The sequence below is a fragment of the Pseudonocardia sp. NPDC049154 genome, from assembly GCF_040648315.1.
Taxonomy (GTDB): domain Bacteria; phylum Actinomycetota; class Actinomycetes; order Mycobacteriales; family Pseudonocardiaceae; genus Pseudonocardia.
This window is the reverse complement of sequence record NZ_JBEZDN010000110.1, coordinates 1-12,474: the sequence shown is the minus strand read 5'-3', so window position 1 is coordinate 12,474 and position 12,474 is coordinate 1. Positions and strand designations below refer to the sequence as shown.

Sequence of the window (12,474 nt, the reverse complement as noted above, 5' to 3'; positions counted from 1 at the left end):
GTTCGACGCCCCCGGGGGACCGGGCCCCCCCAACACCCCCCCCCGCCCGCCGCGGGCCACGTTGACCCCCCCCCCCCCCGCTGCGGTGAGTGGCAGGTGCCCCTCTAGGAGCACCTGCCACTCACGGGTCAGCGGCGGAACAGCTTGTTGCCCAGCCAGACCACCGGGTCGTACTTGCGGTCCACCACTCGCTCCTTCAGCGGGATGATCGCGTTGTCGGTGATCTTGATGTGCTCGGGGCAGACCTCGGTACAGCACTTGGTGATGTTGCAGTAGCCGAGGCCGTGGTCCTCCTGCGCGAGGTCGCGGCGGTCGGCGGCGTCGAGCGGGTGCATGTCCAGCTCGGCGATCCGCATGAGGTAGCGCGGCCCGGAGAAGACCGCCTTGTTCTCCTCGTGGTCCCGCACCGCGTGGCACGTGTTCTGGCACAGGTAGCACTCGATGCACTTGCGGAACTCCTGGCTCCGCTCCACGTCGACCTGCTGCATCCGGTACTCGCCGGGCGCCACGCCGACGGGCGGGGCGAACGCGGGCACCTCGCGGGCCTTGACGTAGTTGTACTCGACGTCCGTGACCAGGTCCCGGATCACCGGGAAGGTCCGCAGTGGGGTCACGGTGACGACCTCGTCGTCGGCGAAGGTCGACATGCGCGTCATGCACATCAGCCGCGGCCGGCCGTTGATCTCCGCCGAGCACGAGCCGCACTTGCCCGCCTTGCAGTTCCACCGCACGGCGAGATCGCCGGCCTCGGTCTGCTGGAGCCGGTGGATGATGTCGAGGACGACCTCGCCCTCGTTGACCTCCACCGGGTAGTCGACGAGCTCGCCGCCGTCGGCGTCGCCCCGCCAGACCCTGAAGTGGTGCCAGTGGCTCATGCGCGCTCCCCCTGGCCGGCCCGGTGCCCGCCGAGCTCCTCGCCGGTGTAGTACTTCTTGAGTTCGTCGAGCTCGAACAGGTCGAACAGCTCGGGCCGCATCGGTGTCTGCTCCTTGCGGGTCAGCTCCACGTCGTCCTCGCCGAGGCCCCGGCAGACCAGCAGGACGTGCCGCCAGTCGGAGTCCATGACCGGGAAGTCGTCCCGCGTGTGGCCACCGCGGCTCTCCTGCCGCTCGAGCGCCGCCTTCCCCACGCACAGCGAGACCAGCAGCATGTTGCGCAGGTCCAGGGCGAGGTGCCAGCCGGGGTTGAACTCCCGGTGCCCCTCCACGCTGACGGTCCGGGTGCGGGCCGCGATGTCCTCGAGCTTCTTGAGCGCCATCTCCATCTCGTCGGCCTTGCGGATGATGCCGACGAGCTCGTGCATGGTCTTCTGCAGCTCCAGCTGCACGACGAACGGGTTCTCGCCGCCGTCCGTCGCGGTCGAGAAGGGCAGCAGGGCCCGCTCGACGGCCGCCTCGACGTCGCCGGACCGGACCTCCGGCAGCGCCCCGAGGCCGTCGGCGTACTCCGCCGCGCCGAGCCCGCACCGCCGCCCGAAGACGAGCAGGTCGGACAGCGAGTTGCCGCCCAGCCGGTTCGACCCGTGCATGCCGCCCGAGCACTCGCCCGCCGCGAACAGGCCCGGCACCGAGCTCATCCCGGTGTCCGGGTCGACCTCGATCCCGCCCATGACGTAGTGACAGGTCGGGCCGACCTCCATGGGCTCCTTGGTGATGTCGACGTCGGCCAGCTCCTTGAACTGGTGGTGCATCGACGGCAGCCGCTTGAGGATCTCCTCGGGCTTGAGCCGCGAGGCGATGTCGAGGAACACCCCGCCGTGCGGGCTCCCCCGCCCGGCCTTCACCTCGGAGTTGATCGCCCGCGCGACCTCGTCACGCGGGAGCAGCTCAGGCGGCCGGCGGTTGTTGTCCGGGTCCGTGTACCAGCGGTCGCCCTCCTCCTCGGTGGTGGCGTACTGCTCCTTGAACACGTCCGGGACGTACTCGAACATGAACCGCTTGCCCTCGGAGTTCCGGAGCACGCCGCCGTCGCCGCGGACCGACTCGGTGACGAGGATGCCCTTCACCGACGGCGGCCAGACCATGCCCGTCGGGTGGAACTGCAGGAACTCCATGTTGATCAGCGTCGCGCCGGCGCGCAGGGCCAGGGCGTGGCCGTCGCCGGTGTACTCCCAGGAGTTCGACGTGACCTGGTAGCTCTTGCCCACCCCGCCGGTGGCGAGCACGATCGCCGGGGCGTCGAACCGGACGAACCGGCCGTCGTTGCGGAAGTAGCCGAAGCAGCCCGCGATCCGGCCGTCCGTGGTGAACAGCTCGGTGATCGTGCACTCGTGGAAGACGCGCAGGTGGGACTCGTAGTCGCCGGTGACCTTGTGGTCGTCCTGCTGCAGCGACACGATCTTCTGCTGCAGCGTGCGGATCAGCTCGAGGCCGGTGCGGTCGCCGACGTGCGCCAGCCGCGGGTAGGTGTGCCCGCCGAAGTTGCGCTGGCTGATCTTGCCGTCCTTGGTGCGGTCGAACAGCGCGCCGTAGGTCTCCAGCTCCCAGACGCGCTCCGGCGCCTCCTTGGCGTGCAGCTCGGCCATCCGCCAGTTGTTGAGGAACTTCCCGCCGCGCATGGTGTCGCGGTAGTGGACCTGCCAGTTGTCGTTGGGGTTCGCGTTGCCCATCGCCGCCGCGCAGCCGCCCTCGGCCATCACGGTGTGCGCCTTGCCGAACAGCGACTTCGAGATGATCGCGACCCGCTTGCCCTGCAGTCTCGCCTCGATCGCCGCGCGCAGGCCCGCGCCCCCCGCGCCGATGACGACGACGTCGTAGGTGTGCTGCTCGACGGTCCGGTCGGTCTGGTCGGTCATCCGGTTCACCCCACGATCCGCAGGTCGGAGAACCAGCCCGCGGAGACGCACATGATGTAGGCGTCCGTGATCGCGAGGCTGGCCAGCGTGGTCCACGCCAGCTGCATGTGCTTGCCGTTGAGCTTCGTGACGAAGGTCCAGGCCTTGTAGCGCAACGGGTGCCGGGAGAAGTGGTTCAGCCGGCCGCCGACGATGCTGCGGCACGAGTGGCAGGACACCGTGTAGGCCCAGAGCAGCACCACGTTGGCGACCAGGATGATGTTGCCCAGCCCGAGGCCGAAGCTCCCGTCCGCCTTGACGAACGCCAGGATCGCGTCGTACGTGTTGATGATCGAGATGAGCGCTGCGATGTAGAAGAAGTAGCGGTGCAGGTTCTGCAGGATCAGCGGGAAGCGGGTCTCGCCCGTGTACTTGCCGTGCGGCTCCGCCACCGCACAGGCGGGCGGGCTGCCCCAGAAGGCCCGGTAGTAGGCCTTCCGGTAGTAGTAGCAGGTCAGCCGGAACAGCAGCAGGAACGGCAGCGAGATCAACGCGTACGGCAGCCACGGAACGTCCGGCACGAACCGGCCGAAGTGCGCCGCCTGCTCCACGCAGCCGTAGGACACGCAGGGTGAGTAGAACGGCGTCAGGTAGTTGTACTCCGCGACGAAGTACCACTCCTGCATGAAGGCCCGGACCGTCGCGTAGATGACCCACGCGCCCAGCCCGACCAGGTTGAGCAACGGTGGGAGCCACCAGCGGTCGGTGCGGAGCGTCCGTGCCGCGATCCGGGCCCGGCCCGCGGCCCGCTGATCGGCGATGTCAGTGGTGGATGACACGTCGTCGTTGTCCCCGTCTTCTCCGGCGTCATTGCCTGTAGTGCGGATCACACGGAGCGTACGACGCGGGTCACAGCCGGAGGGTGTCAGGTGGGGAACAAATGGGTACGGGAGACGGACGTCACACTGCGTGCCCGGGTCGTCACGCAGCACGACCAGCCCGATCCCCACCTGGGGAATCGGGCTCGTGCGTGTGGAGTTGTCGGACGCCTCCCGGCGGCCGGTCAGGCCTTCTTGCGCCGCCCGCCGACCGTCGCCTTGAGGTAGTCGTGGTTCAGCTGGGAGATCACGTCGAGCGGGATCTCCTTCGGGCAGGCCGTGGCGCATGCACCGGTGTTGGTGCAGCCGCCGAAGCCGGCGTCGTCGTGCGTCTCGACCATGTTGACCACGCGCTCCCAGCGCTCCGGCTGGCCCTGCGGCATCTCGCCGAGGTGGGTCAGCTTGGCGCCGAGGAACAGCGAGGCCGAGCCGTTCGGGCACGCCGCCACGCAGGCGCCGCAGCCGATGCAGTTCGCCGCGGCGAACGAGCGGTCCGCGTTGGCCTTCGGCACCGGGGTGGAGTGCGCCTCCGGGGCCGAACCGGTGTTGGCGGAGATGTAGCCGCCGGCCTGGATGATCTTGTCGAACGCGCCGCGGTCGACGACCAGGTCCTTGATCACCGGGAACGCGCCGGCCCGGAAGGGCTCGACGGTGATCGTGGAGCCGTTGGCGAACTTCCGCATGTGCAGCTGGCAGACCGTGGTCGCCTTCTCCGGGCCGTGCGGGTGGCCGTCGACGACCATGCTGCACGAGCCGCAGATGCCCTCGCGGCAGTCGTGGTCGAACGCGACGGGCTCCTCGCCCGACAGGATCAGCTTCTCGTTCAGCACGTCGAGCAGCTCGAGGAACGACATGTCCTCGCTCGCGTCCTCGACGACGTACTCGACCATGCGGCCCTTGTCGACGGCGTCGCGCTGCCGCCAGACGCGCAGGTTGACCTTCACTTGTAGCTCCGCTGGGTCGGGTGGACGTACTCGAACAGGAGCTCTTCCTTGTGCAGCACCGGGGCCGAGCCGCGCCCCGTGTACTCCCAGGCCGCGGCGTACGAGAAGTTCTCGTCGTCGCGCTGGGCCTCGCCGTCCTCGGTCTGGCTCTCGCCGCGGAAGTGACCGCCGCAGGACTCCCTGCGGTGCAGGGCGTCCAGGCACATCAGCTCGCCGAGCTCCAGGAAGTCGGCCACGCGGCCGGCCTTCTCCAGGCTCTGGTTGAGCTCCGCCCCGGTACCGGGGATCTTCACGTTGTTCCAGAACTCGCGGCGCAGCTCGGGGATCAGCTCGAGGGCCTTCCGCAGGCCGTCCTCGGTGCGCTCCATGCCGCAGTAGTCCCACATGATGTGGCCCAGCTCGCGGTGGAACGAGTCGACGGTGCGGGTGCCGTTGATCGACAGCAGCGTCTCGATCCGGTCGGCGACCGCCTTCTCCGCCTCGACGACCTCGGGGGACTCGGGCGTGACCTCCGGCAGCTTGTTCGACGCCAGGTAGTCGCCGATCGTGACCGGGAGGACGAAGTAGCCGTCGGACAGGCCCTGCATCAGCGCGGACGCGCCGAGCCGGTTGGCGCCGTGGTCGGAGAAGTTCGCCTCGCCCGCGACGTACAGGCCGGGGATGGTGCTCTGCAGGTCGTAGTCGACCCACAGCCCGCCCATCGTGTAGTGCACGGCCGGGAAGATGCGCATCGGGACCTCGTAGGGGTTCTCCCCCGTGATCCGCTCGTACATCTCGAAGAGGTTGCCGTACTTGGCCTCGACGGCCTTGCGGCCCAGGCGCTGGATGGCGTCGTCGAAGTCCAGGTAGACACCGAGGCCCGACGGGCCGACCCCGCGCTTCTCGTCGCAGACCTCCTTGGCCGCGCGGGACGCGATGTCGCGCGGGACCAGGTTGCCGAAGCTCGGGTACTTGCGCTCGAGGAAGTAGTCGCGCTCCTCGTGCGGGATCTCCTTCGGGCTGCGGGTGTCGCCGATCTGCTTCGGCACCCACACCCGGCCGTCGTTGCGCAGCGACTCCGACATCAGGGTCAGCTTCGACTGGTGGTCGCCGGAGACCGGGATGCAGGTCGGGTGGATCTGCGTGAAGCACGGGTTGGCGAACAGCGCGCCCTTGCGGTGCGCCCGCCAGGAGGCGGTGACGTTGCAGCCCTTGGCGTTCGTCGAGAGGTAGAAGACGTTGCCGTAGCCGCCGGTCGCGAGCACGACCGCGTCGGCCAGGTGCGACTCGATCCGACCGGTGATCATGTCCCGGACCACGACGCCGCGCGCCCGGCCCTCGACCACGATCAGCTCGAGCATCTCGTGGCGCGGGTACATCGTCACGGTGCCGGCGTTGACCTGCCGCTCGAGCGCCTGGTAGGCGCCCAGCAGGAGCTGCTGGCCCGTCTGGCCGCGGGCGTAGAAGGTGCGGGAGACCTGGACGCCGCCGAACGAGCGGGTGTCGAGCAGGCCGCCGTACTCGCGGGCGAACGGCACGCCCTGCGCCACGCACTGGTCGATGATCTGGCGGCTGATCTCGGCGAGCCGGTGGACGTTCGACTCCCGCGCCCGGAAGTCGCCGCCCTTCACGGTGTCGTAGAAGAGCCGGTAGACGCTGTCGCCGTCGTTGCGGTAGTTCTTCGCCGCGTTGATGCCGCCCTGCGCGGCGATCGAGTGCGCCCGCCGCGGGCTGTCCTGGTAGCAGAACGAGGTGACCTGGTAGCCGGCCTCGCCCAGGGTCGCCGCCGCGGCGCCGCCGGCGAGGCCGGTGCCCACGACGATGATCTTGACCTTGCGCTTGTTGGCCGGGTTGACCAGCTTGACGCCGAACTTGCGGCGCTCCCAGCGGGTCTCGATCGGACCGTCGGGGGCGGCCTTGTCGACGACGGGAGCGCCGACCGAGAAGTCGGAGTAGCTCATATCAGATCCATCCGAAGGTGACGGAGATCGGGACGATCAGGAAGCCGACGATCAGCACGGTGGTGAACACCGTCGCGATGGCCTTGAGCGTCTTCTCCCGGCGGTTGCTGTTCCAGCCCAGGGTCTGGATCGCGCTCCACAGACCGTGACGCAGGTGCAGCCAGATCGCCACCAGCGAGATGACGTAGAAGAGCGTCACGTACCAGCGCTCGGGCGCGAAGTCGGCCGTGACGTTCTCGTAGACCGCCAGGTGCTCGCCGTTCGGGTTCAGCGTGCCCGTGGTCAGGTCGAGGATGTGGTAGATGACGAAGAGCAGCACGATCACGCCGCCCCACCGCATGGTGCGGGTCGTGTAGTTGCCCTTCACCTTGTTGCCGGCCGCGTACTTCACCGGCCGCGCCCGCTTCGCGCGCAGCGCCAGCAGGGTCGCCGCCCAGATGTGCCCGATCACGGACACGGTGAGCGCGATGCGCACGACCCAGACGAAGCCCTCCCACCCGAGCACCGGCTCGAGCAGCGTCCGCAGCCACACGGCGTAGTCGTTGATCGCGGTCTGCCCCCAGAAGATCTGGAGGTTGCCGATCATGTGCACGACCAGGTAGAGCACCAGGACCGCACCGGTCAACGCCATCACGAGTTTGAGCAGTACGGCGGGGATGCGCGGCTTCTTGGGCCGTGCGGGTGCCGCCGCCGCGGAAGTTGCCGGGGCCTTCGCCGAGCCCCTGTCAGACACCTGTGTCGCCACGCGGCCAGTGCACTACTCAGGAGTCGGACCGTCCAATGCATGGAGTCGGCATGATCTATGCACGTACGCTATACATGTGACACTTCAGCAGCTTGCGTACTTCGTTGCGGTCGCCGACGTGCGCAGCTTCACTCGGGCGGCCGATCTCGTCGGTGTAGCGCAGCCCACACTCTCCCGGCAGCTCAGGGCGTTGGAGGACGATCTCGGGGCGCCACTGATCAACCGCGGGAAGAGCGTCACGCTGACCCCCGCGGGCGAGGCGGTGCTGCCGCTGGCTCGTCGCATGCTCGCGGACATGGACACCGCGCGCACGTCGGTGGCCGAGCTCGTGGGGCTCCGGACGGGCCGGGTGCGGGTCGGCGCCACGCCCTCCATGTGCATCGGCCTCCTCGCCGACGTGCTGCGGCTCTTCCACGAGCGGCATCCGGAGATCCACCTGGAGCTGGCCGAGAACGGGTCGCAGTCGCTGGTACGCGACCTCGCCCGCGGCGCCCTCGACGTCGCGCTGGTCATCGTGCCGCCCTCCGGTGTCGATCCGGCGCTGCACACGCTGCCCCTCCTGCGGGAGCGGCTGTCGGTCGCTTCGCCGCGGTCCGGCCGCCCGCCGTCGTCCCGCGGGTCGATGACGGTCACCGAGTTGTCCCGGCGCTCGCTGGTCATGGTGCGGCAGGGCTACGACCTGCGCGAGGTCACGCTCGACGCCTACCGCGTCGCGGGCGTCACGCCCAAGTTCGCGGTCGAGGGTGGTGAGATGGACGCCGTGCTCCGGCTGGTCGAGGCCGGGACCGGCGTCGCCGTGGTGCCGGACCTGGTGTTCGCCGGACGCCCGCGGCTGCGCCGCACCGTGCTGACCCCGCCGCTCTACCGCACCGTCGCGCTGGCCCGCCGCACCGACATCGCACCCACCCACGCCGCTCAGGCCTTCATCGACACCCTGCTCACCTACATCGGGTCGGTCGCCGCGACGGGCGGGCTCTCTGCCGACGTCCAGGTGCTGCACCGGCCGGAGGAGTAGGTCCGGCCGCTCACCGCCGGCGCGGGGCGTCCCGGCCGAGCGCGGCCCGCAGCCGGGTCAGGGTCTCGTCGGCCGCGACCACGGACCGCTCGTCCCGGGCCGCGACCGCCAGGCACAACGCGTCCGTGAGGACCGCCGCGGTCAGGCCCTCCCCCGTCACGTCGCCGAGGCCGTGCACGGCGTCGAGCACGACGTCGGCGCGGTCCCGCAACGCCTGGCCCAACGCGTCGGTGACCAGCACGGACCGGGCCCCGACGGCGCGGACGTGATCGAGCACCACCTCCGCGTCGACCGTGCGGCGGGCCGGGAGGTAGAGCACCACCACCGCGTCCGGGCCGAGGCCCACCAGGTCGTCGGCCAGCCGGAAACCGACCGCGCCCGTGGCCCGGGCCCGGCGGCCGATTCGAGTCAGCCGCAGCGCGAGCGCCCGCGCGACCAGCTCCGACGGGCCGATCCCGTAGCCGACCACCTCGCCCGCCCCCGCGAGCAAGACCACCGCCGCCTCGAACGCCTCCCCGTCGACGGCCGCAGCCGTGCGCGCCAGCCGCTCCGCAGCCTCGGCGAAGACCCGCTCGAGCAGTCCCGCCGAGGAGTCCGCGGCCACCCGCCGGACCTGCGCCGCCGGCCCCGTCGCGCCGACGACCCGGTCGGTGAGGCTCTGCCGCAGCTCCGGCAGACCCGCGAAGCCGAGCGTCCGGGCGGTCCGCACCACCGTCGCGTCGCTCGTGCCGGCGCCCTCCGCGATCTGCCCGGCCGTCGCGAGGATCGCCTGGCGCGGGTGCGCGAGCAGGTAGTCGACGACCCGGTGCTCGGCCTCGGTGAGCCGCACCGCCCGCACGCGGGCCTCGAGCGAGTCCGGCATCGAACCGCCTTCTGTAGTGCTGACTACACCTTCGGGAAGCCTCACTGTAGCGTTCACGACATGACGACGGCGGGTACCGACGCGCGCGGGCCCAGCCCGTTCTTCGCGGCGCAGGCCGACCGGCGCTTCTCGTACTGCCTCTACGCCCCGGCCGCGCGCGGCCCGCTGCCCCTGGTCGTGGTCGTGCACGGGACCCAGCGGATGGCCGAGCGGTACCGCGACGCCTACCGCGGGTTCGCCGAGGAGCACGGCTGCCTGGTCGTGGCACCGCTGTTCCCCGCGGGGGCCGACGAGCCCGGCGACCTCTCGGGCTACAAGCGCCTGGAGTTCCGCGGCACCCGCTACGACCTGGTGCTGCTCGCGATGCTCGACGAGATCGCGCTGCGGTACCCCGTCCGCACCGAGCGGTTCCACCTGCACGGCTTCTCCGGGGGCGGGCAGTTCGCGCACCGCTTCGCCCTGCTGCACCCGGAGCGGCTGGCCTCGGTCTCCGTCGGCGCGCCGGGGCGGATCACCCGCATCGACCCCGGCACGCCGTGGTGGCTCGGCACCGCCGACGTCGAGGAGCGCTTCGGCCGCCGGCTCGACCTGCCGACGCTGCGGACCGTGCCGGTGCAGATGGTCGTCGGCGACCGCGACCTCGACACCACCGAGATCGCCGAGCCGGGGGTCGACGCCGGCGGCGCCACCCGGATCGACCGCCTGCAGAGCCTGCGGGCCAACTTCGAACGGCACGGGGTCGGCGTCGACTTCGTGCTGCTGCCCGGCATCGGGCACCGTGGTCTCGAGGTCCAGCCGGCCGTCCAGCGGTTTCTCGCCGCGAGGCTGGGCGCCGGCTGACCCCACCACCCCACCCGCAGCCTTACCCCGACACCCGGCCTCCCGGCTGACACCACCACCCACCACCTCCCCCGCATCCGGAGAGGTCCCATGTCCCGCTTCGCCCTGCGCCGCGCGCTGCTGCCGGTGCTCCTGCTCGGGCTCGTCGCGGCGTGCGCGCAGCCCGCGCCGTCGCCGACCGGTTCCGGCAACACCGAGGTCGCCACCGGCGGTGCCCGGTTCTCCACGGCCGACGCTGCCACCGCCGCCCTGGGCGCCGACGTCGGCCCCGGCGTGTTCCCCCGCACGGTCACGCACGCCCGTGGGACCACGCGGATCGAGGCCCGGCCGACCCGCGTGGTCGTGCTGGACACCGGCGAGCTCGACGACGTCCTCGCCCTCGGCGTCACCCCGGTCGGCCTGGCCAGCCCGGACGGGAAGGTCCCCGCCTACCTCGAGCCGAAGGTGGGCGGCGCCGGCCGGCTCGGCACGCTCGACCCGCTCAACCTGGAGGCGGTCGCGGCGTTGAAGCCGGACCTGATCCTCGGCAGCCAGCTGCGGGTGGACCAGCTCTACGACCGGCTCACGGCCATCGCGCCCACGGTGCTCAGCATCCGGCCCGGCTTCCCGTGGAAGGAGAACCTACGGCTGGCCGCGGCCGCGCTCGGCGAGGAGCAGAAGGCGGTCGACCTGCTCAACGCCTACCAGGGCCGCGCCGACGAGGTGCGCGCCGCGCTGGCCGGTGACCCGCCGACGATCTCGCTGGTCCGCTTCATGCCCGGCCGGCTCCGACTCTACGGGAACCTGTCCTTCATCGGCGTGATCCTGCACGACGTCGGCCTCCCACGGCCGCCGGTGCAGGACATCGACGAGCTGGCCACGGAGATCTCGGAGGAGCGCATCGACCAGGCCGCGGGCGACCGGATCTTCTACTCCAGCTACGGCGACCCGCAGACCACCGGCAAGAACGCCGTGGTCAACGGCGACCTGTGGTCCCGCATCCCCGCGGTACAGAGCGGCCGGGCCCAGGAGGTCGACGACAGCGTGTGGTTCCTGGGCCTGGGCCCGACCGGCGCGAACCTGGTGCTCGACGACCTCACCCGGCTGCTGGGCTGAGCCGCCGGCCGGGTCCAGCTGGGCCGGGTGTTCCCCGGGCAGGGTGTTGCCGACCCGGCCGCCGTTGAGCCAGGCGCGCCGCTGTGCCGGGTGCTCCTGGACCGGGGCGGTGGCGGCCCGATGCTGCTGGGCTCCAGGTGCGCCGCTTCGCCGGGTGCCCCTGGACCCGGGCAGTGGCGGCCGGCCGCGGCTCAGTCGAGGTCGGCGGGGCCGAGCTCGTCCTCCTCGGCCCCGTGCTGGGCGAGGGCGGTGCGGACGACCCGGTACGCGATCGGCGCCGGGTAGCCCTTGCGGGCAAGCATGCCGAGCAGCCGGCGGCCGGCCTTCTGGCGGTCCTCGGGGCCGGTCACGGTGAGGGTGCGCAGCCGCCGGTCGACGAGCTCGCGGGCGCGCTGCTCCTCGGCGGCGTCGTCGACCTCGGTCAGCGCCTCGTCGGCGACCTCCTTGGCGACGCCCTTGCGACGCAGCTCCTGCGCGATCGCTCGCCGCCCGAGACCGCGGGCGCGGTGCCGCGAGCGCACCCAGGCGTCGGCGAAGGCCTGGTCGTCGATGAGGCCGACCTCGTCGAACCGCTCGAGGACCTTCTCCGCGATCTCGTCGGCGACGCCCTTCTGGCCCAGCTTCGTGGCGAGCTCGTGCTTCGAGCGGGCGCGGTCGGTGAGCAGGCGCAGGCAGATCTCCTTGGCCGCGGCCTCCTGCTCCTCCGGGGAGCGCGTGTCCCCGGCCGGCTCGCCCTCGGCTCCGCGCGTGGCGCCGCGACGGCGTCCGCGGCTCTCCGCGCCGGGATCGCCCTGGGTGCGGCGTGGGCGACCCGTGCGGCGCTCGCCGGTGCCGTTGTCGAGCAGGTCCTCGTCGAACGGGCCGCTCCGGGATGGGCCGCTGCCGGACGGGCCGCTGTCGGGGTGGCTGCTGTCCGAGCGGCCGCCGTGGGAGCGGCCGCTGTCGGCGGTCGTGCCGCCCCGCGACCGCCGGACGCCGCGTGCCCCGTCGCTGGGCCGCCGTGCCTCGCGATCGGTCGACCGCGCGGATCCGTGGCCTCCCTCGGTGCGGCCGGCACCGCCCGAGCGTCTGGCCCGCCGGATCCGGAGGTCCTCGAGGGAGAGGACCGTGGCCTGCTCCGCCGGCGCGTCGAGCTCCCTCAGCTCCGCGGCCTCGTGTGCCACGGGCGCACCGGGTTCGAGGGCGTCGAGGTCGACCAGCCCGATCCGCCGTTCCCGATCGGGGTCGGGTCCGGCGGTGCCGCCGCGCGCCTCCGCAGCTCGGACGGCGCCGGCATCGGTCCGGGGAGGATCGCCCGGCCCGGAGTCGTGCGGCCCGGAGTCGTGCGGCCCGGAGTCGCGCGGCCCGGAGTCGCGCGGCCCGGAGTCGCGCGGCCCCGGGGC

Annotated in this window: 11 protein-coding genes; 3 read left to right on the top strand and 8 right to left on the bottom strand. The window is 71.7% G+C overall.

Annotated features, from left to right (window positions below):
• Positions 1–128 precede the first annotated feature (128 nt).
• The 6 genes from AB0B41_RS33775 to AB0B41_RS33750 form a co-directional block, all read right to left on the bottom strand.
• A complete protein-coding gene (locus tag AB0B41_RS33775; RefSeq protein WP_358210624.1) occupies positions 129–875 on the bottom strand; it encodes a succinate dehydrogenase/fumarate reductase iron-sulfur subunit in 747 nt (248 codons plus the stop codon).
• Positions 872–2,794, bottom strand: a complete 1,923-nt coding sequence (locus AB0B41_RS33770) for a fumarate reductase/succinate dehydrogenase flavoprotein subunit (protein WP_358210622.1) — start codon at positions 2,792–2,794, stop codon at positions 872–874. Before AB0B41_RS33770 ends, AB0B41_RS33775 begins: the two co-directional genes overlap by 4 nt.
• A 5-nt stretch (positions 2,795–2,799) precedes the next feature.
• Positions 2,800–3,612 (bottom strand): hypothetical protein, encoded by an 813-nt coding sequence (locus AB0B41_RS33765; protein WP_358210620.1) that lies wholly within the window; start codon positions 3,610–3,612, stop codon positions 2,800–2,802.
• 224 nt (positions 3,613–3,836) lie between these two features.
• Positions 3,837–4,595, bottom strand: coding sequence for a succinate dehydrogenase/fumarate reductase iron-sulfur subunit (locus AB0B41_RS33760; protein ID WP_358210618.1), 759 nt, complete (start codon positions 4,593–4,595; stop codon positions 3,837–3,839).
• Positions 4,592–6,535, bottom strand: coding sequence for a fumarate reductase/succinate dehydrogenase flavoprotein subunit (locus AB0B41_RS33755; RefSeq protein WP_358210616.1), 1,944 nt, complete (start codon positions 6,533–6,535; stop codon positions 4,592–4,594). Before AB0B41_RS33755 ends, AB0B41_RS33760 begins: the two co-directional genes overlap by 4 nt.
• A gap of 1 nt (position 6,536) precedes the next feature.
• Entirely contained in the window at positions 6,537–7,268 is a 732-nt protein-coding gene (locus AB0B41_RS33750; protein ID WP_358210614.1) for a succinate dehydrogenase cytochrome b subunit, read from the bottom strand.
• 88 nt (positions 7,269–7,356) lie between these two features.
• Here AB0B41_RS33750 and AB0B41_RS33745 point away from each other — a divergent pair, with 88 nt between their 5' ends.
• Positions 7,357–8,295, top strand: coding sequence for a LysR substrate-binding domain-containing protein (locus AB0B41_RS33745; RefSeq protein ID WP_358210612.1), 939 nt, complete (start codon positions 7,357–7,359; stop codon positions 8,293–8,295).
• A gap of 10 nt (positions 8,296–8,305) precedes the next feature.
• On the opposite strand, the gene AB0B41_RS33740 is transcribed toward AB0B41_RS33745, so the two are convergent.
• Entirely contained in the window at positions 8,306–9,157 is an 852-nt protein-coding gene (locus AB0B41_RS33740; RefSeq protein ID WP_358210610.1) for a MurR/RpiR family transcriptional regulator, read from the bottom strand.
• A 60-nt stretch (positions 9,158–9,217) separates the two neighbouring features.
• Here AB0B41_RS33740 and AB0B41_RS33735 point away from each other — a divergent pair, with 60 nt between their 5' ends.
• Together AB0B41_RS33735 and AB0B41_RS33730 are read left to right on the top strand one after the other, a co-directional pair.
• The gene (locus tag AB0B41_RS33735) at positions 9,218–9,997 is read left to right on the top strand and encodes a PHB depolymerase family esterase (RefSeq protein ID WP_358210609.1); all 780 of its coding nucleotides are present in this window, start codon (positions 9,218–9,220) and stop codon (positions 9,995–9,997) included.
• 90 nt (positions 9,998–10,087) lie between these two features.
• Positions 10,088–11,092 (top strand): iron-siderophore ABC transporter substrate-binding protein, encoded by a 1,005-nt coding sequence (locus AB0B41_RS33730; protein WP_358210607.1) that lies wholly within the window; start codon positions 10,088–10,090, stop codon positions 11,090–11,092.
• Positions 11,093–11,283: 191 nt separating this feature from the next.
• On the opposite strand, the gene AB0B41_RS33725 is transcribed toward AB0B41_RS33730, so the two are convergent.
• Positions 11,284–12,474: RecX family transcriptional regulator (locus tag AB0B41_RS33725; RefSeq protein ID WP_358210605.1), on the bottom strand; the 1,191-nt coding region annotated here is incomplete at its 5' end.

What these genes read in the sequence shown, in the direction of transcription:
- AB0B41_RS33775 (WP_358210624.1), bottom strand. Translation starts at nt 875, where the DNA reads ATGAGCCACTGGCACCACTTCAGGGTCTGGCGGGGCGACGCCGACGGC.
- AB0B41_RS33770 (WP_358210622.1), bottom strand. Translation starts at nt 2,794, where the DNA reads ATGACCGACCAGACCGACCGGACCGTCGAGCAGCACACCTACGACGTC.
- AB0B41_RS33755 (WP_358210616.1), bottom strand. Translation starts at nt 6,535, where the DNA reads ATGAGCTACTCCGACTTCTCGGTCGGCGCTCCCGTCGTCGACAAGGCC.
- AB0B41_RS33740 (WP_358210610.1), bottom strand. Translation starts at nt 9,157, where the DNA reads ATGCCGGACTCGCTCGAGGCCCGCGTGCGGGCGGTGCGGCTCACCGAG.
- AB0B41_RS33735 (WP_358210609.1), top strand. Translation starts at nt 9,218, where the DNA reads ATGACGACGGCGGGTACCGACGCGCGCGGGCCCAGCCCGTTCTTCGCG.
- AB0B41_RS33730 (WP_358210607.1), top strand. Translation starts at nt 10,088, where the DNA reads ATGTCCCGCTTCGCCCTGCGCCGCGCGCTGCTGCCGGTGCTCCTGCTC.